The following is a 26,931-nucleotide window of genomic DNA, read 5'->3' on the forward strand; positions in this document are numbered from 1 at the left end:
ACGGTAATTTAAAACGAGTGTTTTAGCCGTTACTCTGTGTTCTGTTACCAATCATTACTTGTCGTGAGGATGTTGTCGTCATGAAATGCCGCGAAGGCTGTGGCGCCTGCTGCATCGCCCCTTCCATCAGTTCGCCGATTCCTGGCATGCCCCACGGCAAGCCGGCGGGCGAACGTTGTGTGCAGCTGTCAGTCGATAACCTGTGCCAGATCTTCGGCCAGCCGGAGCGGCCGAGGGTGTGCTCGGCGTTCGAGGCCGACATCGAGGTCTGCGGCAACAGCTCTGAAGACGCCATCCGGCTGATCGGTTGGTGGGAGCAAATCACGGCAGCGTAATGGGCCAGTTCGGAACTTCGATAACAAGGAAAAAACTATGGGTTCGCTGCATCGTATGGCTGTGTTGTGTGGTTTGACCGTGCTGCTGGCAACGGCTACCGCCCAGGCAGAAGACTGGAAAGTCGCCAAGGAAGAGGATGGCATCAAGGTTTCCCTCAGTGAAGTGGCCGGTTCCAAGTACAAGGCCTACCAAGGCGTGACCGTCATGAAAACCACCATGGCCAAGCTGCAAGCGCTTCAGGAAGACGTTTCGGCTGCCTGTGCCTGGATTCACGAATGCAAGAGCCAGGAGCTGCTCAAGCATGAAGGGGACCAGAGCTGGACCTACACCCAGTTCAACACGCCCTGGCCGGTTACCCCGCGGGACTCGGTGTTGCAAGTGACCACCGTCAAAGGTGCCGATGGCAGCCTGACCCGCAACCTCAAGGGCGTGCCAACCTACCGGCCTGAAAAAAAGGGTTTTGTGCGGGTCACTCAAGTTGAAGGCTTCTGGAAATTCACGCCCAAGGACGCCGGTCAGGTCGAAGTGATCTATCAGGTCCACACCGAACCAGGTGGCGATGTTCCTTCCTGGCTGGCCAACAAGTTCGTGGTGGATGCGCCGTTCAATACGTTGAAAGCCTTGAAAGCACGTGCCGAGAAATAATCGCCGACGCTGCATGAAAAACCGCCCGTGAGGCGGTTTTTTTTATGGCAGCCGTCCAACGACTGAGCGGAACGATTGTTCAGCCCTGAATGTCGAGATAGAGGTAAGCCAGGCCCTGAATTGATCGAGGAGACACCGATGCAAAAGTGGGAAATCACTTTCGTTGATGATCACGGCGAAGCCATCGCCGAGCGGTTCGACTATGAACAGGAGCCCACGATGGAGCAGGCTGCGCAGTTGATTCGCCAAAAGCTGCTCCCCGTACCCGCCAAGCTTGATCTCAATGACCTGGAGGGCCGCACCGCAGACCCTACGGTCAAGAATCTCAAATCCCAGCACAGTATCGAAATCATCAGCATTACACCGATTTCATGAAGTCACTGCCTGGCCCCGCTTGGCAGTGACCACTACTTGCAGCTACTCTGCAATTGAGATCAGCGAAAGGATCGCTTAGGTCCGGTCTTGTCAGCTACATGCTTGTGTCCCGACGGTAATTTGATGCCGTATCGCTGCAACCCAAGGGTTGCCCGCACGGGAAGACGGAAAGTCTATCCATCGGTTTGAGGAGGACGTTTCATGAGCACAGCCTATCAAGAAGACATCAGCACCAGTGTGCTTCGCCGCATGAAAGAAGGCGGTTTCGATTTCTCACAATTCCATCCCATCGAGTTCTACGCCATTTTCCCGGATGAGGAGCGGGCGCGCAGGGCGGCAGGTCAATTTCGGGGTGAGTCATTGAATGCACAGATCAGCGCACGGGATGACGGCGCCTGGTCATTGGAGTTGAGCCGGGTGATGTACGCCACCTACGATGACATTGGAGACTTCGAACAAAACTTCGAGGCGGTAGTGGAACCTTTGGGTGGCATCATCGAGGGGTGGGGCGTCAAACAGGAAATACGGCGCCTGCACGCCTGACCGTTCATTCACGCAACCCGAGCAACGGCTGACCCATGTGTCGGCCGTTTTCATAGGTGTGCTCCCACCGGGTCACCTCAGGCACAAAACCGACTTCATGGGGCCAACGGCTGTTTACGCCCCGCCATGTGCTTGAGATACCCCACCAGCAGATCCAGCTCCGCATCCGGCAGCACGGTGGCCGAGAACGCCGGCATCTTCCCTTGGGGCCAGCGACGCAGGCTTTGTGGGTCGCGGATATAGCGCTTGAGGAAATCCCCGGAAAAGTACTCGGTAGGATTGAAGGGGATGTTCAGGTCCGGGCCAAACTGCGCGTCGCCTGCGCCGTTGAGCCGATGGCAAGCCAGGCAGTTTTTCTGGAACAGTTCAAAGCCCTTATAGACCGGGTCATCCTGGGTCACCGTGGGTGCTGGCAGCAGGGCAGGGAAGCGCTCGGCTACCGCTGACAGGCGCTTGATGGTCGCCACCGCGTACGGCCATTGTTCGGGGCTGATGTGACCTGCCTGGGGGTTGGTCCAGACCAGATAGAAGGGCCCGGCGCTGCCCTTGCCTTCACCCAGTGGGGGCCAGGGGTGGGCCGGGTCTTCGATCGCCAGCCAGGCTCGCGCGCCGTTTGTGTTGAGTAACGGTGCTGCGGGCAATTCGGCGGCAAATCCTTCCAGCGCCACGGCCTGGAGATGGTCGTCGGGCTCGACGCCAGTCAACAGCGCTGTCAGCGGCACGGCGCGATAATTCATCGGTTTTTTGTAGGAAACGTCTTCAGCGATCTGGATCGTTCGAGCGTCAGGATGCTGGAGCAGTTCTTCGGTCTGCCAGGTGCGGGCAGTCGTGCCCAGCTCCAGCACCAGCTGCGCGGCAAACAAGGGCGTGCTGAGCAGCAGCGCGCCGAACACAATGAGAACTTTCACGAGGGTCGTCTTCCATGTCGAGGGAGTGCCGCAAAGGTTGGCACAGCCACCGCGACTCGAACAACGAACTCGTCACATTTTTTGATGATACAAGCGCTACCGCTTGCCGATGGTACAGGCACCCGCGCGCCGGATTCAGCCGATCACCTTGGTGATATTCGGCACAATCAACAGCAGCGTCGTGGCGAAGAGAATGAGTCCGGCTTGGCGAACTTTCGAATGTTTGAACATGGCTGACCCGCCTTTTTTGTTATTTCCTGAGGCCAGCCTGCATATCTCCTGACGGCTGGCGTTGCACTTCCTGTCTGACAAGCGCCTCGGCAAAACCCGACGACTATCTTGTACAAGGATTACATTAGGGGCCGCAGCCGCCTTGGCTTAGATCCAATTCGTATTAGTTTGCTGCCGTCCGCTCTTAAAGTGATATGAGGCCTAGTGCCACCTTCGTGAAGGCCCTTTTGCTAGACACTTTGCTCACCTGAATCGGTTAACCCGATAGCATGCTACCGTTCGTCTGAGCGTGGCCGTCAACGTCGTTGAGCACTGCGGTCATTGAATCTCGGGCCGCTGGGCTTATGGTTGGAGCCATTGCATTGTCCCAGTGGTTTGAGGATGTCATGACCGAAGCTTTGATTTTTGACGCATTACGCACCCCCCGTGGCAAGGGCAAGGCCGATGGCGCTTTGCACAGCGTCAAGCCGGTGAACCTGGTGGGCGGCCTGCTCACTGCCCTGCAGCAGCGCATGGGCCTGGACACCAGTCAGGTTGACGATATCGTGCTCGGTTGCGTGACGCCGATAGGTGATCAGGGCGCCGACATCGCCAAGACCGCCGCGCTGATCGCCGATTGGGATGTCAGCGTGGCAGGCGTGCAGCTCAACCGGTTCTGCGCCTCGGGCCTGGAAGCGGTGAACCTGGCGGCGATGAAAGTGCGCTCCGGGTTCGAGGATCTGGTGGTGGCCGGAGGTGTCGAATCCATGTCTCGCGTGCCCATGGGCAGCGACGGCGGCGCTTGGGCGCTGGATCCTCAATCCAACCTGCAGGGCCACTTCACACCTCAGGGCATCGGTGCTGACCTGATCGCAACCCTGGAGGGCTTCAGCCGCGAGGACGTCGATGCTTTCGCGCTGCACTCCCAGCAAAAGGCCGCCCGGGCCCGGGCCGACGGTTCGTTCAACAAATCCCTGGTGGCGGTGCGGGACCAGAATGGCATCGTGCTGCTGGATCACGACGAATTCATCCGTGCGGACTCGACTCTGGAGGGCCTGGGCAAGCTCAAGCCGAGTTTCGAAGCCATGGGCCAGATGGGCTTCGACGCTACGGCGCTGCGGGTCTACAGCCATGTGGAACGGATCAATCATGTCCACACGCCGGGCAACAGTTCCGGCATCGTCGATGGGGCGGCGCTGATGCTGATCGGTTCCGAAGCCAAGGGGCAGGCGCTGGGGCTGCAACCGCGGGCGCGGATCGTCGCCACGGCTGTCACCAGCACCGATCCGACCATCATGCTCACCGGCCCGGCGCCGGCTACCCGCAAGGCTCTGGTCAAGGCTGGGCTGCGGGTGGAGGACATCGACCTGTTCGAAGTCAACGAAGCGTTCGCCTCAGTGGTGCTCAAGTTCATCAAGGACATGGCCATCGACCCCGCCAAGGTCAACGTCAACGGCGGCTCCATCGCCATGGGGCATCCCTTGGGGGCTACAGGCTGCGCAATTCTCGGCACCTTGCTCGATGAGTTAGAGGCGCGTCACCTGCGCTATGGCCTGGCGACGCTGTGTGTCGGCGGCGGCATGGGCATTGCCACCGTTATTGAACGTCTCTGAGCCCCGATTTCAAGGAATACTTTTCATGAGCGATGCCATCCGTTACGAAACCGGCCAGGACCGGATCGTCGTCCTGACCCTGGACATGCCAGGCCAGAGCGCCAACACCATGAATGCGACGTACCGCGAGGCCATGGCTGCCTGCGTCGCTCGGTTGACCGCCGAAAAAGACTCGATTGCCGGGGTGATCATTACCTCGGCCAAGAAGACCTTCTTCGCTGGCGGTGACCTCAACGAACTGGTCAAGGTCGGTAAACCCCAAGCCAAGGCATTCTATGAAATGGTGCTCGGCCTCAAGGCGCAACTGCGTGCCCTGGAAACCCTGGGAAAACCGGTGGTGGCGGCCATCAATGGCGCGGCCCTGGGCGGCGGCTGGGAAATCTGCCTGGCTTGCCATCATCGTGTGGCGCTGGATCACCCGTCGGTGCAGATTGGCTTGCCGGAAGTCACCCTGGGCCTGTTGCCAGGTGGCGGCGGGGTGGTGCGGATGGTGCGGTTGCTTGGCTTGGAGAAAGCCTTGCCGTATTTGCTCGAGGGCAAGAAGGTGCGCCCGCAACAGGCACTGCAGGCCGGTCTGATCGATGAGCTGGCGGTGGATCGCGAGGACCTGCTGAGCAAGTCCAGGGCCTGGATTCTCGCCAACCCCAGCGTGGTCCAACCTTGGGATGCGAAAGGCTATCAGATCCCGGGTGGCACGCCGTCTCACCCGAAAGTCGCGCAAATGCTGGCGATAGCACCTTCCATCCTGCGCAACAAAACCCAGGGTTGCCTGCCCGCGCCGGAGAAAATTCTCTGCGCGGCAGTGGAAGGTGCCCAGGTGGATTTCGACACCGCCCACGTGATCGAAACCCGCTACTTCACTGAGCTGACCACTGGCCAGGTGGCCAAGAACCTGATCGGCACTTTCTGGTTCCAGCTCAACGAAATCAAGGCCGGCGGTTCGCGCCCGCAGGGCTTTGCACCTTATCTGACTCAAAAAGTCGGGGTGCTCGGCGCTGGCATGATGGGGGCTGGTATCGCCTACGTCAGCGCCATGGCCGGGATTGCGGTGGTGCTCAAGGACGTCAGCCTTGCCGCCGCCGAGAAAGGCAAGGCCCGTACGGCGGCGCTGCTGGATAAGAAGGTCGCCCGCGGGCAGCTCACCGTCGAGCAGTGCGAAGCCACGCTGGCGCGGATTCAAACCACTGACAGCGACGCGGACCTGGCCGGTTGCGATCTGGTCATTGAGGCGGTGTTTGAGGATCGCGCCCTGAAAGCCAGCGTCACAGCCGCTGCCCAAGCGGTTGTTGGGGCGGACGCGGTGCTCGCCTCCAACACCTCGACCCTGCCCATCACCGGTCTGGCGACGGCTGTACCGGATCAGACGAAGTTCATCGGCCTGCATTTCTTCAGCCCGGTGGAGAAAATGCCTCTGGTGGAAATCATCAGGGGCGCCCGTACCAGCGGCGAGACCCTGGCACGAGGTTTCGATTTCGTTCTGCAAATCAACAAGACGCCGATCGTGGTCAACGACAGTCGTGGTTTCTTCACCTCTCGGGTATTCGGCACCTTTACCAACGAAGGCATCGCCATGCTGGGTGAGGGCGTGAGTGCGCCGATGATCGAGACCGAGGCGCGCAAGGCCGGGATGCCGGTGGGGCCTCTGGCGATCTCTGACGAAGTTTCCCTCAGCCTGATGAGCCATATCCGCGCGCAAACCGCCAAAGACCTGCAAGCGGAAGGGCAAACGCCGATCGAGCACCCGGCGTTCGCCGTGATTGACCTGCTGCTCAACGAATACAAGCGGCCAGGCAAAGCCGCCGGGGCCGGTTTCTACGAGTATCCGGCCAACGGGCAGAAACACCTGTGGCCGGAGCTCAAGCATCGTTTCGAGAAAGCCGACGGGCAGATTTCGCCTCAGGATATCCGCGATCGCCTGCTGTTCATCCAGGCTCTGGAAACCGTGCGCTGCGTAGAGGAGGGCGTGCTCACCTCCACGGCGGACGCCAACGTCGGCTCGATATTCGGTATCGGTTTCGCCGCCTGGACCGGCGGTGCGTTGCAGTTCATCAACCAGTACGGCCTGCGGGATTTTGTCGCCCGCGCTCAGTATCTGGCCGAGCAGTATGGCGAGCGATTTTCACCACCGGCCTTGTTGCTGGAGAAAGCCGCCAGGCAAGAACTGTTCTGACTGACAGGGGAAGGGGCTTGCCTTGGGACGGTATTTCAAGGCACGCTCAGGGGGTGTGCAATATTCCCATCATCGTGTCAGGTATTTTTTATGTCGCTGCGCATCTGCATTTTGGAAACCGATACCCTGCGTCCGGAACTGATCGACCAATATCAGGGTTACGGGCAGATGTTCCAGCGCCTGTTTTCACAACAGCCCGTCGCGGCTGAGTTCATTGTGTACAACGTGATGCAGGGGCAATACCCCAACGATGATGAGTCGTTCGACGCTTACCTGGTAACCGGCAGCAAAGCCGACTCCTTCGGCACCGACCCCTGGATTCAAACCCTCAAGACCTTCTTGCTGGATCGCTACCAGCGAGGCGACAAGTTGCTGGGCGTGTGCTTCGGTCATCAACTGCTGGCGCTGTTGCTGGGCGGCAAGGCCGAGCGCGCCACTCAAGGCTGGGGCGTGGGCACCCACCGCTACAAGCTCGCGGCCAAGGCGCCATGGATGAGCCCGGTGATGGAAGAGCTGACCCTGCTGATCAGTCACCAGGACCAGGTCACCGAGCTGCCGGAAAACGCCACGGTGATCGCGTCCAGCGATTTTTGCCCGTTCGCCGCCTACCACATCAACGATCAGGTGCTGTGCTTCCAGGGCCACCCGGAATTCATCCACGATTACTCCCGGGCGCTGCTGGAGATCCGCCAGCAACACCTTGGCGAGCAGATCTACCGCCAAGGCATGGCCAGTCTTGAACAGGCGCATCACGGCACTACAGTGGCTGAGTGGATGATGCGTTTCGTCGCGCACAAGCCTGAAACCGCAGCGGCCCAAGACTAAAACACCATCGCCCCCACACTTGATAGACAGGTAATCAAGTGTGGGAGCGAGCCTGCTCGCGATGAATGTCACGCCAGCCTCAACCGCCTACAAGCGCGCTTACAACCACCCCGAGCGCTTGAAGCTCCCCCACAACGCGGTACAGCCCACCGCGATAAACCCCAGCACCAGAAAGTACCCGTAGTGCCAGGTCAACTCCGGCATGTTCTCGAAGTTCATCCCATAGATTCCGGCTACCGCCGTGGGGAACGCCAGGATCGCCGCCCACGCCGCGAACTTGCGCTGCACTACGCTCTGGCGCGACGCTTCGAGCAGCACGCCGACTTCAATGGTCTGGCTGGCGATGTCCGCCAAAGTCGCCAGGTCTTCCATCTGCCGCGTGACATGAATCTGCACATCGCGGAAGTACGGGCTCATGTTTTTGTCGATGAAGGGAAAGTCCAGTCTTTGCAGTTCTTCGCTGATTTCCACCATCGGTGCTGCATAACGGCGCAGGCGTAATACGTCACGGCGCAAGCTGTGCAAGTTCTGAATATCCCGCTCGTTCAGGGAGCTGCACAGTACGTTGCGCTCCAGTTCATCGATCTCGGCGTGAATGGCTTCACCCACCGGCTGGTAATTTTCAATGACGAAATCCAGGATGGCATAGAGAACGAAGTCTTCCCCGTGCTCCAGCAGAATAGGCCGCGCCTCACAGCGTTGTCGCACGTGGGCGTAGGACGCCGAGTGGCCATTGCGGGCGGTGATGATGTAGCCGTTGCCGGCGAAGATATGAGTCTCGATGAACTGTAGCTTGCCGTCCTTGCGCACCGGCGAATACGTGACGATAAACAGTGCATCGCCAAAGGTCTCCAACTTGGGGCGACTGTGCTTCTCCATCGCGTCTTCAATCGCCAATTCATGCAGGTTGAATTGACGTTGCAGGTTGGTCAGTTCCTGGGCACTGGGCTCTTCCAGGCCGATCCATACAAAGTGGCCCGGTTTGGCTGCCCAGGCGCTGCCTTCGTCGAGGGTGATGTTGGTGACTTTCTTACCGGCGCTGTAAACCGCAGCAGCAACGACTCTACCCATGATGGTGGTTCACTTCTTCTTGGAAAATGGCAGTGGCAGGCAATCTGTAGCTTAGTGTGCCCTGCTGCTTGAGAGTCAGCAAAATCCACCGAGTTCGCCGGTAGAGTCAAATGCCCTACAGGTGGAATCAGAATCGTGCGGGTTTTTGTGGTGAGGGGATAAACCCCCTCGCCACAGGGTTATGTGCCCGGCTGGCTATTGTTTAACAGGCTCGTTAAACAGCCTGCACCTGCCGGTCCATCACCGCGATGCACTCGCGCATTTGCTCACGGCACTGGGCGATGAGCTGGGGCATGTCATCCAGGCTCAACCCCGCCGTGGGAATGGCCGGTAGCGAGCGTATGAGAATGTCGCCGCCTCGCCAGCGATTGAGGCGCATGTGCTTGATGTAGCTGCTGACGCACACCGGAACAATCGGCACCCCGGCGGCGATCGCCATCTGGAACGCGCCTTTCTTGAAGGGCAGCAGATCCTCGCCAAGATTGCGCGTGCCTTCCGGGAATACCCAGATCGATGTGTCCTCGTGCTGCAACGTGTGAGTGGTGGTCAACATCGACTGGCGCGCCTTGATCGCGTTACCCCGGTCAATCAGCACATTGCCCGCCAGCCAGAACAATTGCCCGAACAACGGCACCCACTTCAGGCTCTTCTTACCGATGCACACGGTGCGGTAGGGCACCACGTTACCGAACACGAACAGGTCATAGTTGGACTGGTGGTTGGCAATGATCACGCAGCTCTGGGACTTGTTTACCAGCGTGTCGACCTCGGCCTTCACCCGCAGACGCAAAATGCACATGGCGGGCCACGCATACAATCTGGCGCATAAACGGCTGTTGTCTGGATTGAACGGCCGACACAACCCCAGGATCACCCCGAGCACACCCGCCAGCACAAAATGCACACCCATCAACAACATACGCAATAAAAACAGCATCTACAGGCCCCGTCGGGACAAAAGGTGGCGCAGTGTACGGATGTGCACTGTTTTCGGCAATTGCCGCTATAGAGGTAGGAGATGGGCGATGTTTGAGCGCATGTTTCCGATTAACGTGTCAGAAGCAGGCTAGAGCGGTTGTCGGTTTTTAAACGGAGCATGTAAGAAAAAGCCCGACACAGCGGTCGGGCTTTTCGTTTTGCGCTGAGGCAAGTTAACCCATGTGCTCCTGATCCAGCAGAATTGCACTGTCCAGCGTCTCCAGCAGGGCCTTGCGCACTTTCAGCTTGGTGTTCTTGTGGGCGGTCATGTTGATTTTCTTCAACTGACGCGCGGCCTCCAGCACCGCACCCTGCAGCTCATCGGTCGACACCACCTTGTCGAGGAAGCCGGCGTCCACCGCGCTCTGCGGGTTGAACATCTCGCCATTGATCACCGAGCGATGAAACGCAGACTTGCGCAAGCGATCGCGGGCCAGCTCGATACCGGCGTGGTGCATGGTCATGCCGATCTGCACTTCGTTCAGGCCAATGCTGAACGGCCCATCGACACCGATGCGATAATCCGCCGACAGAAGCAGGAACGCTCCCTTGGCCACCGCATGCCCTGGGCACGCGACAACGACGGGGAAGGGGTGCGACAACAGGCGACGGGCCAGGGTCGAGCCGGCCGTGACCAGACTCACCGCTTCCTTGGGACCGGCGGTCATCACCTTCAAATCATAACCACCGGACAGAATCCCGGGTTGCCCGGTAATGATCACCACCGCCCGATCCGTCACAGCCTGATCCAGCGCAGTGTTGAACGCGGCAATCACATCCGGCGAGATGGCATTGACCTTGCCGTTGTTCAAGGTCAGGGTCGCGATACCGTCTTCGAGATGGTAGGCAATCAGGTCGCTCATGGCGCTATTCCTTGTAAGAGAAGTGACGCAGACGTTACCCACCGCCGCAGGCCAGGTAAAGCGCTGTGACTGACTCACCGGTCAGCCCCCAGCCCCGACAAACCGCCTGACCGCCCCATCGCCCGCGCCTTGCTCCATGGAACACTGCACACACAAACCCGAAGATTGGCCGGTTTGCCATGCTCGGACGCGTTTGAAATGTCCGATCACCTTAACCGCATGAAAATTCTGAAAAAAACCTTTGCCATCGGAAAAGCTTTCGACTACATTAGCGCGCCTCGACAGACTGAACAGTTTGCCGAGACACGGTGAAGTGTCCGAGTGGCTTAAGGAGCACGCCTGGAAAGTGTGTATACAGGAAACTGTATCGAGAGTTCGAATCTCTCCTTCACCGCCACATTCTGAAAACACAAACCCCTGATTTTCCTAGAGAAAGTCGGGGGTTTGTGGTTTTTGGTGTCTGGAAAAAAACGATATGGGACAGATTTGGGACAGATGAGCGGTTTCCTCGTTTGCGAACGGGATGCCCACCTTGAAGTCCGCTGTGATTACAATAAGCCATCACAACGCAAGGGATTAACTATATGGCAGTGCAGGAAGGAATAGACGCATTGGTGGAAGAACTGAGCCGCTGTGGAAAAAGCTCCGCAGGGTATGTGGCCGTTCTACAGGGTCTTGGCGAGGTCGGTGGCGCCCAAGCGGTAGAAGTGCTGATTAAGGAAATGCGTACGTAATCTGCAATGATCGAGGCGCAACCTTAGGTATGAACGCCACTCATTTCTGGATGGGCGGTTTAGCGCTAGCAAAGCCTTTGTCATAAAAATTGGTCAAAAAAGCACTTATCCCCCTCCCGCCAACGGGCTTTGTGTCGCTTTTTTGTGCAAAGGCGGGAAGGGGGGCAAACAATAGCTCCGCCTAGGCCGGCTGTGGGCCCTGTGGTTGTTGCCTTGATTGCACGAAGTGCAAGGTTTTGAAAAAAAGTGCAGTGGGTTTGCACAGCGTTGTGTCGGGCGCGCGAATTGATCAGGGCAACGGGATGGCCGGCCCACGCGGTCTGCAGAGGTGAAAACCGCCAATAGACGCAGTTTTCGTTTTTGGAACTGTTGGCACCACCGGAATTTTAGTCATCATCCAGCCTAACCCCAATCTAGCTGAAAGGCCCAGCCAGTAAGGCTTTCCGGTGTTCTGCACCATTGCACAGCGTTACCAAGAAATTGGCAGGTTTCAGCGCCGGTTAAGAGGGGTAGAGAATTGCCATAAAAGGGAGGGCGCTCGGCCATTTTTCAAACGTGGGCTGGGGAAAAGGTAATTTTGGTAACGGAGGGATGAAAAATAGCTAGAGCCGTTGCTGGGCTTGGCTCTCAGGCATTACCTCAAGAGGTAATTTTTGGTAATTGTTAGGGTAATAATTTCTGAAGTGCCCGATTTTACTGGGTTTGAGGGCTATCAGGGATTACTAATAAGAAAGGTAATTTCCTAACCTCATACTTACCAAATTATTACCTCTGCGGAATTCGCTGAAAGCCACGATTTTCAAGGCTTCCAGAGGTCGGCTCATGCTCCATTACCAAAATTACCTTTTTCCCATGGGTCAACATGAAACGTCGAAATGGACTTCGCGACCCTGTTCTACAACCTGGTGCGCAAACCCATGGGACTGGCATGGGACTGAGATCCAAAATCTGGCTCCTCTGCAGCCCTTATAAACCGGGGGGGATGCTCAGAAAACCGCAAACGGGTAGTTTCGAATCTCTCCTTCACCGCCACATTCTGAAAACACAAACCCCTGATTTTCCTAGAGAAAGTCGGGGGTTTGTGGTTTTTGGCGTCTGGAAAAAGGCGATATGGGACCGGCGGGCGACTCCCCGCGTGCTGGCGGCAACCCCGCATAGGAGCCAGGCTCAGGTGCCCACGCCGTTCCACCAAACAGCATCGGGCAATCTCACAGCAGTATCGAGCAAAAGCTTCCGAGCCCATGCCGTTAAGGTTCCTCTTGAAGAGGTTCCTATCAACGTATTGTTGTGAGAGAAAGATCATGACCCCATGGATGAGTTTGGCTGTGCGCCTTCAGGCTGTCGCGCTGTGTTTGGTGCTTTCAACGAACACGGTTTCAGCGTCGCAAGCCGCTGACCAAAACATCAATACCGACCTGGTGCGCCAAGCATTTACCAACTGGCAACAAGGCCAAGGCACGGTTTTCGATCTGCTGGCGCCCGACGCAACGTGGACCGTATCTGGATCAAGCCCGGTTTCTGGTGTGTATAACAGCAAGACGGATTTAATCGAACGAGCCGTACGACCGATCACCGCTCGGCTGGCAACGCCCATTTCCCCTACCGTGCAAAGCATTGTGGCTGAGGGCGATGTCGTAGTGGTTCTCTGGAAGGGAGAGGCCATGGCCCTTGACCGCAAGCCCTACAACAACACTTACCTGTGGCACATGACACTCAAGGATGGCCAGATCACAGAGGTAACAGCCTTTCTGGACACCTACGTGTTGAATGACCTTATGCGTCGGGTTGATCCTGTTCGGTAATAGCCCGCAAAAAGACGGCTCGTTGAATAAACGAGCCGTTTTTTTATGCCGGTGTTATCAAGGCAAGGGGCTGGCTATCAAAGATGATCCGAATCAATCACAGCCTTGGCAAACGCTTGCGGATCTTCCTGCGGCAAGTTGTGGCCGATGCCGCCGTTGATCAACCGGAATTCGTATTTGCCGGTGAAGCGCTTGGCGTAATCCTCGGGAGCTGGGTGCGGCGCGCCGTTGGCATCGCCTTCAAGGGTGATGGTCGGCACGCTGATGGGAGGCGCCGTCGCCAGTTTCTGTTCCAGGGCGTCGTATCGGGTCTCGCCCTGGACCAAACCGAGACGCCAACGGTAGTTGAATACGGTGATCTCGACGTGGTCGGGGTTTTCCAGCGCCTTGGCGCTGCGGTCGAAGGTGGCGTCATCGAATGCCCATTTGGGCGACGCCAGTTGCCAGATCAACTTGGCGAAGTCGTGGGTATTTTTCTCGTACCCGGCGCGGCCACGGTCGGTGGCGAAATAAAACTGATACCACCACTGCAACTCGGCCTTGGGTGGCAGCGGGTTCTGACCGGCGGCCTGGTTGCCGATCAGATAGCCGCTGACCGCGACCAGCGCCTTGACGCGCTCCGGCCACAGGGCCGCGACGATGTCCGCCGAACGTGCGCCCCAATCGTAGCCACCGAGCACGGCTTGCTTGATTTTCAGCGCATCCATGAAGTCGATCACGTCACTGGCCAGCGCGGCTGGTTGACCGTTGCGAAGCGTTTTTTCGGACAGGAAATGCGTATCGCCGTAGCCCCGGGCATACGGCATCAGCACGCGGTATCCCTTCGCTGCCAGCAAGGGCGCGACTTCGTCATAGCTATGAATGTCGTACGGCCAGCCGTGCAACAGAATCACCACCGGCCCATCGGCGGGGCCGGTTTCGGCGTACGCCACGTCCAGCAGACCGGCCTTGATATGCTTCAGCGCACCGAATGGGGAGGGCGTTGTATGCGTGACGCCGGACTTGTTCGCGGTTGGCTGCGCGGCGCTGGTGGATTGCCCGTGGGCTACCCCGAGCGCGCCGAACAGACTGAGAGCGAGGATGGATGAGCCGAGCAGGCGGCGATGGGTTTTACCGGTTTTGCTGTGCTGCAGTGCCGTTTTCATGGTGATGCCTCCATTGCGAGCCATGGGTCAGGGGCTCTGGTTGATGCCCTTGAAACCTTGGGTGCATTTGAACGGGGCAACGTATCCGGGCTGTGTCGAATGGGAGGTAAAAGTGCAAGGTTATGTAGCGATGTATCCTCGGGATACACGAGGATACATCGCAGCAAGATTGCCGGCGGCTAACGATTTTGGCCGGCTGCAGGATCGTTCTGTCGCAGATAATAATTGTCGAACTCGCCGCTTTCGACGAGTTGGAAACCGTGGCGGATGTAAAAGCGATTCGACGCGCTTTCTTTGAGAGCGCCCACTCGTAATGGCAGCGCAGCGGCATCCGCCTCTTTGAATATTTGGCTGAGAACAGCAGAGCCTATTCCTGATCCCTGCGCGTCAGGGCGCACGTACAAGTGGTCAAGCAAGAGTTCATTGTCGTGACGTTTGATGACTACGAACCCCACCCTCTGTCCTGTTACCACGATGTGGCGTGTGCAGTCTGGTTCAAAACCGCCTAGAAATCGCTCGCGTGCGCGCACGGGATCAAATCGCCCGACACGCTCAAGACTTTCGCGCATGGCTTCGATTCTGACGGCTACCAGATCGTCCAGATCGCTGTTTTGAGCGGGGACCAAGGTGACAAGCGAATGGGGTGTGAGGGGCATTATTTCGTGCTCTATCATTTTGCCGAAAGACGTTGATCAGTGTGAGATTGTTGCCTGCCGAGTGCGGCATCCTGGGCGCGCGAGGGGCCGGATAAAAACCGGGATCAGGCATATCCCGGTGGAAGCCGGGTCGCCACATGGTTCCAGCATCTGGCGATCTCCACGGCAATACTGCCGCTGGGTTTTCGGACCTCGAGTTGATCATTTATCGTGAGCTGCTCCAGCAGCCACTCATCCGTCCATCCCGCCCATTCGCCTGCGACGGACCTGAGGTTGGCTTCCAGGACCGGGAACACTTCATTCCATAGGATGCTGTGGATTACCTTAGGCGAATAGCTGGTTTCAAGGATCACGCGAGCGATGTAGTCGTAGGTCAATGCGTCGATCTCGGTGTCGAGAAACAGTGATGAAAGGGCTTGCCAGATTTTCAGGCGATTGGGGTCAGCGGCTTTCATGCTTTGTCCTCTGCGGGTTTGGGAAAAAGCGGTCTGGACGACATGGGGCAAGGGCAGAAGAGGTCTTCTTATCGATTATCTCCTCGCAGACAAGACGACCCACTATCGCTGCCAAGGTGACTCCCGGATGCATCGCGCAAACATACATGCCGCCGATATCGGGTAGATAGCCGATGATCGGGATACCGTCGATAGGAATGGGTCTGAGTCCGACACAGGCCGACTCTGGTCGAATGGAAATAACCCCGTGTAATTCGTTCTGAATGACCCTGGCGGTCCTAAGCGCCATTTCCCCTGGCTGGTTTTCCAGAGCGTCGTCCAAGTAGTCTTCTGCTGCGACTAACGTACCGTTTGCGCTTTGTCGGACTTCCATTTCAGGGCTTGAGATGATGGTGTGCACGAGGTTGGGTTGTGATGTGTAACGGATGAATATTGCAGGGGATGCCTCTATTGGAAGGGACACTTTTAGCGTCTCTGTCAGCTTCGCGATACCCGTCCCAGCTGCCAGTACAACTATGTCGGCATCGATGATGCCCCGTGTGGTTTCTACGCCCGTTACCTTTGTCTTCTGAGTTGTAAAGCCAATGACCCGAGTCTGAGTCAGAACTTTCGCTCCATGAGCCTGAGCGCCTGCGATCAACGCATGGGTTGCTTGCACTGCGTCCAAAGCGCCTTCTTCAGCGTTATACAAGGCCTGTTGAGGGGGATTTTTGAGATTTGGCTCAAGGTCGAGAATTTGCGAACGGGATACCAAGGTGGCCGAAGCTCGATTCGCTGAGGCTTGCCGCACTCCATCCGGGCTCGTGCCATAGGCCAGAGAGCCAGTCCATTGCACCTTCAGGTCCGGCAGCTCCGTTTCGAGTCGACGGTACTCCGTGATGGCTGCACCTCGCAATTGCGCGACTGGGTCGTGCCCGCTGTGTGAGGTGTTGATCCATGCGAATGAGCTTCCAGTCACTCCAGACGCTATATCTTGAGCTTCGAGCAGGGTGACATTCGCACCTTTGCCCGCCAGATGATATGCCAGGGATGCGCCCACGATGCCCGCGCCAATGACAACAACTCGTGTATCTACAGCAATGGCCATATCAACTTCCTCCCTGTCGACCGCACGATGGTACAACAGCTGCATTGATCGCTGATCACTCGGAGCAAGAACTCAAGATGCAAGCCCACATTCGTCTCGCAACCCCTGAGGATGCAGAATCGATAAGCAACGTAGTGATCAGCGCCCTGCGTCAATCCAACGCCAACGATTACCCACCCGAGGTAATCGCCCAGGTTGAGCGCAGCTTCTCTGTTCAGGCAGTTCAGCTATTGATGGAGCAACGTCGGGTTTATGTGGCGTCTGTCGATCAATGTGTCGTCGCGACGGCCAGCCTCGACGGAGGTGTCGTCAGAAGTGTTTTTGTCGAACCGCGGTGCCAGGGAGAAGGCATTGGCAAGCAACTAATGTCCGTCATTTGTTCGGCCGCTCTCAACAGGGATCTGGACGTTTTGCTCGTGCCTTCCTCCATCACGGCAGAGGGCTTTTACGCAGCGCTGGGATTTCAGAAAGTACGTGATGAACTTCACGGCGCCGAGCGCACGATTATCATGCGCAAATTGTTGTTGAAGTAGTGCCTGCTCAATCCCTGACTCGGTTGGAACAGCCCATCGCTTTTCAATACATCGGTGATCAGTGCTACAACATGTTCAGCTTTGTCCCTAAGGCAGGATGGTTTCGGGACGCCATAACATTTGAAAAGGAACTTCACTATGGAAACCATCCCCACGATTCAGACCCGCCGTCTTATCCTCACGCCTTTACAACTGGCCGATGCACCGGCTATCCAACAGCTGTTTCCTCATTGGGAAGTGGTGCGTTATCTCGACAGTCGCGTGCCATGGCCCTATCCGGAAGACGGCGCGCTGACGTACGTTCGCGACCATGCGCTTCCCGCCATTGCGGCCGGGCGCGAGTGGCATTGGATGATCCGCACTTGCGAAGATCCGGCACATTGCATCGGCAGCATCAGCCTGTACGATCAACCGGGCAACAACCGAGGCTTTTGGCTGGCGCCTCAATGGCAGGGAAAGGGCTACATGCGCGAGGCCTGTGAGGTTATCAACGCCTATTGGTTTGAAATCCTGGGGCGTCCCGTCATGCAAGTTCCCAAGGCGGTGGGCAATCATGCTTCGCGTAAAGTTTCGGAACACGAAGGCATGCGCATGATTGCAACTCGGCAGGGTGATTTTGTCTGTGGGTCGTTGCTAAAGGAAGTTTGGGAAATGACGCGTGGAGATTGGCTTGAGAAAAAGGCTGCGCTGGCGTCGCGTTGAGCAGAACTCCAATGGGCCAGGTCGCCTTTGAACGTGAGTCACTTCATTCCTCAGGATCTATTTATGCCCTTGAACTTTCACAAAATGCACGCCAATGGCGATGATTTTGTTGTCGTGGACGCGCGAAACTCAGCCAACCCCATAACCAGTGCCCTGGCCCGGCGAATGGGTGATCGCAACCGAGGCATCGGTTTCAATCAACTCGCGGTGATGCTCGATTGTGAGGATGCAGACGCACGCCTGATATTCTGGAATGCAGATGGTTCCACGCTGGACGTTTGCGGCAGCGCGACGCGGGGCGCTGCGGATCGGCTGATGCGCGAATCGAATGTGACTTCGATAACGCTGCGCACCCATCGCGGTCTGCTCACGTGCGAACGAATTTCAACCGGTGCAATTTCCGTCAACATGGGGCAGCCGCTTTTCGGCTGGTCGGACATTCCCCTGGCTGGGGACCTGGACAGCGCTGTTCTGCCACTGGCGGATAGCCCGATAGCGTGCAGCATGGGCAACCCACACTGCACTTACTTTGTGGACGATCTGGCCGACGTTGATATCGCGACAGTCGGACCGGCAATTGAAACCAGCGCGCTGTTCCCGCTCAAGACCAACGTGCATTTCGTTCAGGTCATCAATCGAAAGCACATTCGTTTGCGCATATGGGAACGGGGCGGTGGCATCGCACTGGGCTCAGGTTCCTGCTCTTGCGGCGCCGCTGTGAACGGGATTCGTCGTGGCTTGCTGGATCATTGTGTTGAGGTTGAATGTGATGGTGGAAGCGTGACGGTTCAATGGGATGGCCGGGGACCGGTGTTTCTCATCGGACCGGTAGAGGCAACGTTTTCGGGAACTATCCCCGATAGTTTTCAGCAAATCTCCACCTGATAGCGAAAAGTGTCGGCTGCGCCGCGCGACAGTCGGTATTCCAGGGGTTGACGGTCGTAGCCCAGGGCCACCCGTTCGACTACCACCACTGGGCTGCCGGCGCTGACTCCCAGCGTGGCGGCCAGTGGCTCATCGGCCGAGGTGACGGTGAGGGTTTCCCGGGCTGATGCGACGCGCATGCCGCAGCGTTCTTCGTAGAAGGGGTAGAGCAGGGTGCCGAAGTCGTTCAGGTCTGTGTCGAGCAGGGCGCCGAATTGAGCGGCCGGTAGCCAGATCTGCTCGTGGAACAGCGGCCGGCCGTTCATGAGGCGCAGGCGCTCCAGGCGGATGGTGGCGTCGTGCTCGGTCAGATTCAGCGCCTGGCGCACGTGGGCGTCCGGGGTCTCCTGGGTGCGACTCAGGATGCGGCTTTGCGGCACTTGCGATTGACCGCTGGCATCGACCTGTCGAAAGAAACGAAACAGTGAACCGTCGAAGTTGGGTCGGCGCACGAACGTGCCACGGCCCTGGACGCGCAGCAGTAACCCTTCCCCGACCAGCGTTTCCACCGCTTTGCGTACCGTGCCTACCGCAACGCCGTAGTGGCGGGTCAGTTCTGCCTCGGTGGGAATGGCTTCACCGGGCAGCCATTCGCCTGCGGCGATTTTCGCCAGCATCTCTTCACGCAGTCGTTGATAGAGCGGCAGTCGCTCGTCATGTCCAAGGTGTGTAAGGGCCATACCGTCAATCCAAATCCAAGCAATGCGCCACTTTACCTCACTGGGCGCGTTGACAGGGATGGTTGTTTATAGATATGGTCATCCAGTCATCTATATGAATTTCAGGTCTGTAATCACCTTACATGCCTGGCGGGCTCCCACAAAAAATCAACAAAGGCAGCTTCCTGATGTCCCTGTCGTTCGAAGGCATAGATACTCACGCCCACATATTCCGACATGACTTGCCCATGGCGAGTGATCGTCGCTACAGCCCTGATTACGACGCCTTGGCCGAGCACTATCTGGGGCATCTGGATCGCTGCAGCCTTGCCCAGGGCGTGCTCATCCAGCCGAGCTTCCTGGGAACCGACAACCGTTTCATGGTCGAGGCCCTGCAACGTTATCCGCAACGTTTGCGAGGCATCGCGGTGGTCGAACCGGACATCGAGGATGCACAGCTCCAAGCTTTGGCCAAGGCTGGCGTGGTAGGCATTCGCTTGAATCTGATCGGCAAGGCGCCGCAGGACTACATCGATGCACGCTGGCAGACGTTTTACCAGCGACTGGCCCGACTTGGCTGGCAGGTTGAAATCCAGTGCGGCTTCGACGCCTTGGTCCTGGTTGTACCGTTCGTTCTGGCGAGCGGTGTCACGGTGGTCGTGGATCACTTCGGTCTTCCGTCCAACGGTATCGACCCGAGTAACCTCGCCCATCAGGGCTTCCTGGCCTTGCTCGGCGAGGACCGGCTGTGGGTCAAGTTGTCTGCCGCCTATCGCAGTCAGTCAGACCTGCCCCGCGCGGCTTGCGTGTTGACGCAATTGCGCCAGGCGTGTGGCGGTATCGATCGTTTTGTCTGGGGCAGCGATTGGCCCCATACCCAGTTCGAGTCGCGCACCGGCTATGACGCGCAATTGGCCTTTGTGCATGCCTTGTTTCCCGACCCGGTGGAGCGCCGGCAGGTGTTGGTGGATAACCCCACAACCCTGTTCGGCTTTGCTGCGTCGACGCGTTGAACTCCCCATAACAAAATAATACGGAACACACATCATGATGAGCCTGTACGTCGTCGCCGCGATCGTTCTTGCTGTCGCGCTGGGATACACCACCAAAATCAACATCGGCCTGTTCGCCATCGCCTTTGCCTATCTACTGGGCTGTTTCGGCATGGGCTTGAGTCCTTCCGAAATCATCGCCATGTGGCCGCTGAAGATTTTCTTCATCATCTTCTCGGTCTGCCTGTTCTACAGCTTCGCCATCGTCAACGGCACGCTGGAGAAACTGGCCGAACACTTGCTCTATCTCTGTCGTAACGTGCCGCACCTGCTGCCTTATGCGGTGTTCCTGACCGCTTGCCTGATTGCCGGGCTCGGCGCGGGTTACTACACGGTGCTCGCTTTCATGGCCCCGCTGACGCTGCTGCTGTGCCAGCGCACGGGCATGAGCCTGATACTCGGTGGCATGGCGGTGAACTACGGGGCCCTGGGCGGTGCCAACTTCGTGTCCAGCCAGAGCGGTATCATTTTCCGAGGCCTGATGACCGGCCTGGGTGTTCCTGAAAGTGAAGCCTTCATCAATGGCCTGGCGATCTTTGCCAGCACCATGGTCATTCCGCTGGTGGTCATCACCGCGTTCGTATTCTTCGCCGGCCACGGCCGTGCGCTGAAGAATGCGGCGGTCGCGATCGAGACGCCGAGCCCGCTCAACCGTGAGCAGAAAATCACCTTGTGGCTGACCTTGCTGATGATGCTTATCGTGTTGGCCGGTCCCATCGCGCACATCCTGTTCCCAGGCAATGCGACGGTGACGTTCGTCAACTCGAAGGTGGACATCGGCCTGATCGCCAGCGTGTTCTCGGTGATTGCGCTGATGCTCAAGCTGGGCGACGAGCGCAAAGCCATCGCCTCGCTGCCTTGGGGCACACTGATCATGATTTGTGGTGTGGGCATGCTGATTTCGGTGGCGATCAAGGCCGGCGCTATCGACGCTTTGGCATCGTGGATTGGCGGCAATATCCCACCGGTGCTGGTAGCCCTGGTGTTCGGTGTCGTCGCTGCGCTGATGTCGATTTTCGCCAGCACCTTGGGAGTGGTTACACCCGCGCTGTTCCCCATGGTGCCGCCGCTGGCCGCCGCCATGTCGATCGACCCCATGGTGCTGTTCATCAGCATCGTGGTTGGCGCCCAAGCCACCTCTATCTCGCCGTTCTCCTCCGGCGGCAGCCTGATCCTGAGCTCCTGCGCCGATGAGCAGAGCCGAACCCGGCTGTTTCCCCAATTGCTGCTGCGTGCCGCGCCCATCGGCTTCGTCGCGGCCATGCTGTTTAACCTTGCGCTGACTTTTATCTGAAGAGTTCGTTTTGGCAGGTCTGGGAAGTTGATCGTTCCCACGCTCTGCGTGGGAATGCATCCCGTGACGCTCTGCGTCATCTTCCAGAAGCGGAACGCGGAGCGTCCCTGGCGACATTCCCACGCAGGAGCGTGGGAACGATCGAGGTGCGATTCACTCAAGACCTGCCTGAACCACTGTGGCGAGGGAGCTTGCTCCCGCTGGGCTGCGCAGCAGCCCCACTTTCACCGCCATTGCTGATGCGACTGGCGCTTAAGATCGAAGACTCAGCTCTCAGGGGTTATGACTGACTCTGGAGCGGGCTCGGCAGCCAGCTTCAATCGGTCAGCCTTGCTGATGTATTTGGATTTTTTCGGCGGGGCCAGTTTGGCACTCGCCTTTTTTGCGTGAGCTTTCAGTAACTGATTTATTTTTTTACGACGATTCATACTTTTCTACTCGGTTTGCAAAGTCTTGGATGATGGTGAAAGTCTGGGTGTGAAACCAAGCATTGATTTTGCGCTTCCCAGCCGGCCCCGCTACCCAGAAACCTACCCCCAACCCTCAAGCCGCATGGTTGCACGTACCAGGCGTTGCTCTTCCTGTTCGATTTCCTTGAGGTTGTCGCGGATGCTGTGGATGTGTTCGCGCGCAGCGCGCTGAGCTTGTTCTGGCAGGCGCTCGATGACGGCGTGATAGAGCCGGGTGTGCTGGCGGTCGATCTGGCGTTTTTGCATCGGGCGATGGTAGAGGTTGTTGACCGAGGCGAACACCGTACTGAGCATCAAATCGGTCAACGACTGCAGGGTGTGCAGCAACACCGGGTTGTGCGAGGCCTCGCAGATCGCCAGGTGGAAGGCGTGGTCGAGGCGGGCATGTTCGCGCGGCTCGGCAGGTACGGGTTGGCTGTGGGCGGCGAGCATTTCTTCGTAGCGCCGGGTGAGCAGGACAAAGTCTGCATCGGTGCCGCGCAAGGCGGCCAGGCGTGCTGATTCGGCTTCCAGCAGTGCGCGCACTTCCAGAAGATCAAACAGGGTGCGCGGCTGCGAATTGAACAGGTGCATCAGTGGGCTGGCATCGCGGTTCCCGTTCAGCGTGGCCACCCGTGAGTCACGGCCTTGGGCGGTCTCGATAATGCCGCGCCCGCGTAGCACTTTCAGCCCTTCACGCAGGGCCGAGCGGGATATTCCCAGTTTTTCGCACAGGCGGCGCTCCGAGGGCAGTGCCTGGCCCACCTTGAGCACGCCATCGACGATCAATCGTTCGATCCGCTCGGCGACCACATCACTGACCTGGCGGCGAACGGCGGAAGTTTCTTCGAGCATGTCAGGGGCCTCGGCTAACTGGTAGTACCAGTTTTAAATGGTCATTCACGCTGCGCCCAATATAGCCACTAACCCCTTTATAAGTAAGGCCCTTGGCAAATACGGGTTAGAGGCGGGCTTGAATAAACTGGTCATACCAGTTCATCCGGTGATAGACGACCACCCTGCAAGGCTCTACATATAGCGCATAACAAGCAGCCCGGCTCGCTACCGGCGCGGCACAAAAGAACAATAAAGCGAGAAAGCCTGCCATGAGTATTTTGTACGACGAGCGCGTTGATGGGGCGCTGCCTGAAGTGGACAAGTCAGCGCTGCTGGCGGAACTGCGCCAGCAGCTTCCTGACCTGGAAGTGCTGCACACCCAGGAAGACCTCAAACCCTACGAGTGCGACGGCCTCTCTGCCTACACCACCACGCCGATGCTGGTGGTATTGCCTGAGCGCATCGAACAAGTCGAACGCCTGCTCAAACTCTGTTACCAACGCGGTGTGCCTGTGGTGGCACGCGGGGCAGGGACGGGCTTGTCCGGTGGTGCGCTGCCGTTGGTCCAGGGGATTTTGCTGGTGATGGCGCGCTTCAAGCACATCCTTGAAGTCAATCCAGAAGGGCGCTTCGCTCGCGTTCAGCCGGGCGTTCGCAACCTGGCCATCTCCCAGGCGGCCGCCCCTTACGACCTGTATTACGCACCGGACCCATCCTCGCAGATCGCCTGTTCGATTGGCGGTAACGTCGCCGAGAACGCCGGAGGCGTGCACTGCCTCAAATATGGCCTGACCGTGCACAACCTGCTCAAGGTGGAAATCCTCACGGTTGAAGGCGAGCGCATGACCTTGGGCAGCGAGGCCCTGGATTCGCCCGGCTTCGACCTGCTCGCCTTGTTCACCGGCTCCGAAGGCATGCTGGGGATCATCACTGAAGTCACGGTCAAGCTGCTGCCCAAGCCGCAGGTGGCCAAGGTGTTGCTGGCCAGCTTTGATTCGGTGGAGAAAGCCGGGCGCGCGGTGGGTGAAATCATTGCGGCCGGCATCATCCCCGGCGGCCTGGAGATGATGGACAACCTGGCCATTCGCGCCGCCGAGGACTTTATACACGCCGGTTATCCGGTGGACGCCGAGGCCATCCTGCTGTGCGAACTGGACGGTGTGGAGGCCGACGTGCACGACGACTGCGAGCGTGTCCGCGCGGTGCTGGGCGAGGCCGGCGCCACCGAAGTGCGCATGGCTCGCGATGAGGTTGAACGGGTCAAGTTTTGGGCCGGGCGCAAGAACGCCTTCCCGGCCGTCGGGCGTATCTCGCCGGACTATTACTGCATGGACGGCACCATTCCACGTCGCGAACTGCCCGGGGTGCTCAAGGGCATCAGTGAGCTGTCCGAGGCGTTCGGCCTGCGTGTGGCCAACGTGTTCCATGCCGGTGATGGCAATATGCACCCATTGATTCTGTTTGATGCCAACCAACCCGGCGAGCTGGAGCGGGCAGAGTCCCTGGGCGGCAAGATTCTCGAACTCTGCGTCAAGGTGGGCGGCAGCATTACCGGCGAACATGGTGTGGGGCGCGAGAAGATCAATCAGATGTGCGTTCAGTTCAACAGTGACGAACTGACCCTGTTTCACGCGGTGAAAGCAGCCTTCGACCCGCGCGGCCTGCTCAACCCCGGCAAGAACATTCCGACCCTGCACCGCTGCGCCGAATTCGGCGCCATGCACGTGCACCACGGCCAACTGCCCTTTCCTGAACTGGAGCGCTTCTGATGGTGATGCAGCACGACTGCGACGCCAGCGAGGCGTTGCTGGAACAAGTCAATCACGCCCTCAACAGTGCTACGGCGTTGCGCATTCAGGGGGGGAACAGCAAGGCGTTTCTCGGTCGCAAGGTCGACGGCGAAGTGCTCGATACCCGTGCCCACCGCGGCATCGTCAGCTACGACCCGACCGAGTTGGTGATCACCGCCCGCGCCGGCACGCCGCTGGTTGAGCTGGAGGCGGCGCTGGACGCGGCCGGGCAGATGCTCACCTGCGAGCCTGCGCAATTTGGCGGCGCAGCGACCCTCGGCGGGATGGTTGCGGCAGGTCTGTCGGGCCCGCGCCGGCCTTGGTCCGGCGCGGTTCGTGACCTGGTCCTGGGCACCCGCTTGATCACCGGAACGGGCAAGCACCTGCGCTTTGGCGGCGAGGTGATGAAGAACGTCGCCGGCTACGACCTGTCGCGGCTGCTGGCCGGGAGCTTTGGCTGCCTGGGAGTGATTACCGAGGTGTCGCTCAAAGTGCTGCCCAAGCCGCGCCAGTGCCTGAGTCTGCGGCTGGAGATGGACGCCGCGCTGGCCTTGCGCAAACTGGCCGAGTGGGGTCAGCAACCCATTTCGCTGAGCGCCGCCAGCCATGATGGTCAGGCTTTGCACCTGCGCCTGGAAGGTGGTGAAGGCTCGGTCGCAGCGGCCCGTGAACGTCTCGGCGGTGAGCTGCTTGAGAGCTCGTACTGGGTTGACCTGCGCGAGCAGCGCCTGGATTTCTTCGCGGACCCGCGCCCGCTCTGGCGATTGTCGGTGCCGACCAACACCGGCGTGTTGGCGCTGCCCGGTGAGCAACTGATCGACTGGGGAGGCGCCCAGCGCTGGCTCAAGTCCGATGCCGATGTCGCGCTGATCCGCCAGATCGCCGCCCAAGCCGGTGGCCACGCCACCTGTTTCACCGCCGGCCACTGCGACAGTCCATTCCATCCGCTGGCCACCCCGTTGCTGCGCTACCACCGACAGCTCAAAACCCAGCTTGACCCCCAGGGCATTTTCAACCCTGGCCGAATGTATCGCGAGGTGTAGTTGTGCAGACCCATCTGAGTGAACAGGCCAAGCACCTGCCGCGCGCCGAGGAAGCCGAACGCGTCCTGCGCAGCTGTGTGCATTGCGGCTTTTGCAACGCCACCTGCCCGACCTACCAGCTTATCGGTGATGAGCTGGACGGCCCGCGCGGGCGTATTTACCTGATCAAGCAAGTGCTGGAAGGCAACGAAGTCACGGCCAAGACCCAACTGCACCTGGATCGCTGTCTGAGCTGTCGCAACTGTGAGACCACCTGTCCGTCGGGCGTGCAGTACCACAATCTGCTGGATATCGGCCGCGCGGTAGTCGATGCCGCCGTTCCGCGCCCGCTGGCTCAGCGCGTATTGCGTCAAAGCCTGCGTGCCGTGGTGCCCCATGCGCGGCTGTTCAAAGGGCTGATTGAGGTTGGCCAGGTTTTCCGTCCGCTGTTGCCGGCCAGCCTCAAGGCCAAATTGCCGCGTACTGCCAGTGCCGCCAAACCCCGCCCCGAGCCACGCCATGCACGCCGTGTGCTGATGCTTGAGGGCTGTGTGCAGCCTGGCCTGGCACCTAACACCAATGCCGCCACGGCGCGGGTGCTCGATCGCCTCGGCATCAGCGTCACGCCGATCAATGAAGCCGGTTGCTGCGGCGCAGTGGACTACCACCTCGACGCCCAAGAGCAAGGCTTGCAGCGTGCGCGGCGCAACATCGATGCCTGGTGGCCCGCCATCGAGAAGGGCGCCGAGGCCATTGTGCAGACCGCCAGCGGCTGCGGCGCCTTCGTCAAGGATTACGGCCATCTGTTGGCGCAGGATCCGGCCTACGCCGAGAAAGCCAGGCGCGTCAGTACCCTGGCCAAAGACCTGGTTGAAGTGCTCAGCGTCGAACCTCTGGAGCAACTGGGTGTGCATGCCGACAAGCGCGTGGCTTTCCACTGCCCCTGCACTCTGCAGCATGCGCAGAAGCTGGGGGGCGCCGTGGAAAGCGTGCTCGCTCGCCTCGGGTTCGGTTTGACGGCTGTGCCCGACAGTCACCTGTGTTGCGGCTCCGCCGGGACCTATTCGTTAACCCAGCCGCAGCTGTCCAGGCAGTTGCGCGACAACAAACTCAATGCCCTGGAAAGCGGTAAGCCGCAGGCGATTGTCACCGCCAACATCGGCTGCCAGACCCACCTCGACGGCGCCGGTCGCACCCCTGTGCGGCATTGGATCGAACTGGTCGAAGAAGCCCTGAATTAACCGGAGAACAGC

Annotated in this window: 27 protein-coding genes and 1 tRNA gene; 17 read left to right on the plus strand and 11 right to left on the minus strand. The window is 58.8% G+C overall.

The genetic code is table 11. From position 1 onward, the window contains the following. The first annotated feature begins 80 nt into the window (after positions 1–80). The 4 genes from CRX69_RS11430 (at position 81) to CRX69_RS11445 (ending at position 1,899) form a co-directional block, all read left to right on the plus strand. Positions 81–335: a YkgJ family cysteine cluster protein gene (locus tag CRX69_RS11430; protein ID WP_107322029.1), complete on the plus strand. Its 255-nt coding sequence runs from the start codon at positions 81–83 to the stop codon at positions 333–335. A gap of 37 nt (positions 336–372) precedes the next feature. Continuing rightward, complete coding sequence (locus tag CRX69_RS11435) at positions 373–981, plus strand: START domain-containing protein (RefSeq protein ID WP_047228232.1); 609 nt, start codon at positions 373–375, stop codon at positions 979–981. 138 nt (positions 982–1,119) lie between these two features. Further along, positions 1,120–1,356 (plus strand): hypothetical protein, encoded by a 237-nt coding sequence (locus CRX69_RS11440; protein WP_047228233.1) that lies wholly within the window; start codon positions 1,120–1,122, stop codon positions 1,354–1,356. A gap of 201 nt (positions 1,357–1,557) precedes the next feature. Further along, complete coding sequence (locus CRX69_RS11445) at positions 1,558–1,899, plus strand: ribonuclease E inhibitor RraB (RefSeq protein WP_047228234.1); 342 nt, start codon at positions 1,558–1,560, stop codon at positions 1,897–1,899. 95 nt (positions 1,900–1,994) lie between these two features. Here CRX69_RS11445 and CRX69_RS11450 read toward each other — a convergent pair whose 3' ends face one another. Beyond that, positions 1,995–2,807 (minus strand): c-type cytochrome, encoded by an 813-nt coding sequence (locus tag CRX69_RS11450; protein WP_107322030.1) that lies wholly within the window; start codon positions 2,805–2,807, stop codon positions 1,995–1,997. Positions 2,808–3,424: 617 nt separating this feature from the next. On the opposite strand from CRX69_RS11450, the gene CRX69_RS11455 reads away from it, so the two are divergent. The 3 genes from CRX69_RS11455 to CRX69_RS11465 all read left to right on the plus strand — a co-directional run bounded on the left by CRX69_RS11455 (position 3,425) and on the right by CRX69_RS11465 (position 7,625). Next, entirely contained in the window at positions 3,425–4,630 is a 1,206-nt protein-coding gene (locus tag CRX69_RS11455; protein WP_107322031.1) for an acetyl-CoA C-acetyltransferase, read from the plus strand. Positions 4,631–4,655: 25 nt separating this feature from the next. Beyond that, on the plus strand, positions 4,656–6,800 hold the full coding sequence (locus CRX69_RS11460; RefSeq protein WP_107322032.1) for a 3-hydroxyacyl-CoA dehydrogenase NAD-binding domain-containing protein: 2,145 nt from the start codon (positions 4,656–4,658) through the stop codon (positions 6,798–6,800). Positions 6,801–6,890: 90 nt separating this feature from the next. Next, the gene (locus tag CRX69_RS11465; RefSeq protein WP_047228238.1) at positions 6,891–7,625 is read left to right on the plus strand and encodes an amidotransferase; all 735 of its coding nucleotides are present in this window, start codon (positions 6,891–6,893) and stop codon (positions 7,623–7,625) included. A gap of 99 nt (positions 7,626–7,724) precedes the next feature. Here CRX69_RS11465 and CRX69_RS11470 read toward each other — a convergent pair whose 3' ends face one another. The 3 genes from CRX69_RS11470 to CRX69_RS11480 all read right to left on the minus strand — a co-directional run bounded on the left by CRX69_RS11470 (position 7,725) and on the right by CRX69_RS11480 (position 10,537). Beyond that, positions 7,725–8,696, minus strand: coding sequence for a magnesium and cobalt transport protein CorA (locus CRX69_RS11470; RefSeq protein WP_047228239.1), 972 nt, complete (start codon positions 8,694–8,696; stop codon positions 7,725–7,727). Between the two features lie 214 nt (positions 8,697–8,910). Further along, positions 8,911–9,633 carry a lysophospholipid acyltransferase family protein gene (locus CRX69_RS11475; RefSeq protein WP_076383849.1) on the minus strand — a complete coding sequence of 241 codons (723 nt, stop codon included), beginning with the start codon at positions 9,631–9,633 and terminating at the stop codon, positions 8,911–8,913. 214 nt (positions 9,634–9,847) lie between these two features. Further along, complete coding sequence (locus tag CRX69_RS11480; RefSeq protein ID WP_107322033.1) at positions 9,848–10,537, minus strand: crotonase/enoyl-CoA hydratase family protein; 690 nt, start codon at positions 10,535–10,537, stop codon at positions 9,848–9,850. Positions 10,538–10,844: 307 nt separating this feature from the next. On the opposite strand from CRX69_RS11480, the gene CRX69_RS11485 reads away from it, so the two are divergent. Together CRX69_RS11485 and CRX69_RS11490 are read left to right on the plus strand one after the other, a co-directional pair. Beyond that, a tRNA-Ser gene (locus tag CRX69_RS11485) sits at positions 10,845–10,934 on the plus strand. A gap of 1,638 nt (positions 10,935–12,572) precedes the next feature. Beyond that, positions 12,573–13,073 carry a nuclear transport factor 2 family protein gene (locus CRX69_RS11490; protein WP_230682628.1) on the plus strand — a complete coding sequence of 167 codons (501 nt, stop codon included), beginning with the start codon at positions 12,573–12,575 and terminating at the stop codon, positions 13,071–13,073. A 77-nt stretch (positions 13,074–13,150) separates the two neighbouring features. Here the strand turns inward: CRX69_RS11490 and CRX69_RS11495 are convergent, their stop codons facing one another. The 4 genes from CRX69_RS11495 to CRX69_RS11510 all read right to left on the minus strand — a co-directional run bounded on the left by CRX69_RS11495 (position 13,151) and on the right by CRX69_RS11510 (position 16,416). Continuing rightward, positions 13,151–14,218, minus strand: a complete 1,068-nt coding sequence (locus CRX69_RS11495) for an alpha/beta fold hydrolase (RefSeq protein ID WP_107322034.1) — start codon at positions 14,216–14,218, stop codon at positions 13,151–13,153. A 179-nt stretch (positions 14,219–14,397) separates the two neighbouring features. Further along, positions 14,398–14,874 (minus strand): GNAT family N-acetyltransferase, encoded by a 477-nt coding sequence (locus CRX69_RS11500; RefSeq protein ID WP_107322035.1) that lies wholly within the window; start codon positions 14,872–14,874, stop codon positions 14,398–14,400. Positions 14,875–14,978: 104 nt separating this feature from the next. Further along, on the minus strand, positions 14,979–15,329 hold the full coding sequence (locus tag CRX69_RS11505; RefSeq protein WP_107322036.1) for a DUF7079 family protein: 351 nt from the start codon (positions 15,327–15,329) through the stop codon (positions 14,979–14,981). Then, the gene (locus CRX69_RS11510) at positions 15,316–16,416 is read right to left on the minus strand and encodes an NAD(P)/FAD-dependent oxidoreductase (RefSeq protein ID WP_107323254.1); all 1,101 of its coding nucleotides are present in this window, start codon (positions 16,414–16,416) and stop codon (positions 15,316–15,318) included. Before CRX69_RS11510 ends, CRX69_RS11505 begins: the two co-directional genes overlap by 14 nt. A 77-nt stretch (positions 16,417–16,493) precedes the next feature. On the opposite strand from CRX69_RS11510, the gene CRX69_RS11515 reads away from it, so the two are divergent. The 3 genes from CRX69_RS11515 to dapF all read left to right on the plus strand — a co-directional run bounded on the left by CRX69_RS11515 (position 16,494) and on the right by dapF (position 18,536). Continuing rightward, a complete protein-coding gene (locus tag CRX69_RS11515) occupies positions 16,494–16,949 on the plus strand; it encodes a GNAT family N-acetyltransferase (RefSeq protein ID WP_107322037.1) in 456 nt (151 codons plus the stop codon). A gap of 138 nt (positions 16,950–17,087) precedes the next feature. After that, complete coding sequence (locus CRX69_RS11520; protein WP_107322038.1) at positions 17,088–17,651, plus strand: GNAT family N-acetyltransferase; 564 nt, start codon at positions 17,088–17,090, stop codon at positions 17,649–17,651. Between the two features lie 63 nt (positions 17,652–17,714). Further along, entirely contained in the window at positions 17,715–18,536 is an 822-nt protein-coding gene (dapF, locus tag CRX69_RS11525; protein WP_107322039.1) for a diaminopimelate epimerase, read from the plus strand. Here dapF and CRX69_RS11530 read toward each other — a convergent pair. Further along, positions 18,518–19,255, minus strand: coding sequence for a GntR family transcriptional regulator (locus CRX69_RS11530; protein WP_107322040.1), 738 nt, complete (start codon positions 19,253–19,255; stop codon positions 18,518–18,520). The genes dapF and CRX69_RS11530 overlap by 19 nt on opposite strands. Before the next feature lie 167 nt (positions 19,256–19,422). Between CRX69_RS11530 and CRX69_RS11535 the strand changes: the two genes are divergently transcribed. Next, entirely contained in the window at positions 19,423–20,247 is an 825-nt protein-coding gene (locus CRX69_RS11535) for an amidohydrolase family protein (RefSeq protein WP_107323255.1), read from the plus strand. A gap of 34 nt (positions 20,248–20,281) precedes the next feature. Next, the gene (locus CRX69_RS11540; RefSeq protein WP_107322041.1) at positions 20,282–21,580 is read left to right on the plus strand and encodes an SLC13 family permease; all 1,299 of its coding nucleotides are present in this window, start codon (positions 20,282–20,284) and stop codon (positions 21,578–21,580) included. Positions 21,581–21,846: 266 nt separating this feature from the next. Here CRX69_RS11540 and CRX69_RS11545 read toward each other — a convergent pair whose 3' ends face one another. Both CRX69_RS11545 and glcC read right to left on the minus strand, forming a co-directional pair. Continuing rightward, positions 21,847–22,008, minus strand: coding sequence for a DUF2986 domain-containing protein (locus CRX69_RS11545; protein ID WP_076383854.1), 162 nt, complete (start codon positions 22,006–22,008; stop codon positions 21,847–21,849). 102 nt (positions 22,009–22,110) lie between these two features. Then, the gene (gene glcC, locus CRX69_RS11550) at positions 22,111–22,884 is read right to left on the minus strand and encodes a transcriptional regulator GlcC (protein ID WP_047228250.1); all 774 of its coding nucleotides are present in this window, start codon (positions 22,882–22,884) and stop codon (positions 22,111–22,113) included. A 251-nt stretch (positions 22,885–23,135) separates the two neighbouring features. On the opposite strand from glcC, the gene glcD reads away from it, so the two are divergent. Genes glcD through glcF form a run of 3 tightly spaced genes read left to right on the plus strand, consistent with a single transcriptional unit; the run spans position 23,136 to position 26,919 of the window. After that, the gene (gene glcD / locus CRX69_RS11555; RefSeq protein WP_107322042.1) at positions 23,136–24,635 is read left to right on the plus strand and encodes a glycolate oxidase subunit GlcD; all 1,500 of its coding nucleotides are present in this window, start codon (positions 23,136–23,138) and stop codon (positions 24,633–24,635) included. A gap of 5 nt (positions 24,636–24,640) precedes the next feature. Beyond that, a complete protein-coding gene (gene glcE / locus CRX69_RS11560) occupies positions 24,641–25,699 on the plus strand; it encodes a glycolate oxidase subunit GlcE (protein WP_177513939.1) in 1,059 nt (352 codons plus the stop codon). 2 nt (positions 25,700–25,701) lie between these two features. Continuing rightward, complete coding sequence (gene glcF, locus CRX69_RS11565) at positions 25,702–26,919, plus strand: glycolate oxidase subunit GlcF (protein ID WP_107322043.1); 1,218 nt, start codon at positions 25,702–25,704, stop codon at positions 26,917–26,919. Positions 26,920–26,931 lie beyond the last annotated feature (12 nt).

The sequence above is a fragment of the Pseudomonas rhizophila genome (assembly GCF_003033885.1).
GTDB lineage: Bacteria > Pseudomonadota > Gammaproteobacteria > Pseudomonadales > Pseudomonadaceae > Aquipseudomonas > Aquipseudomonas rhizophila.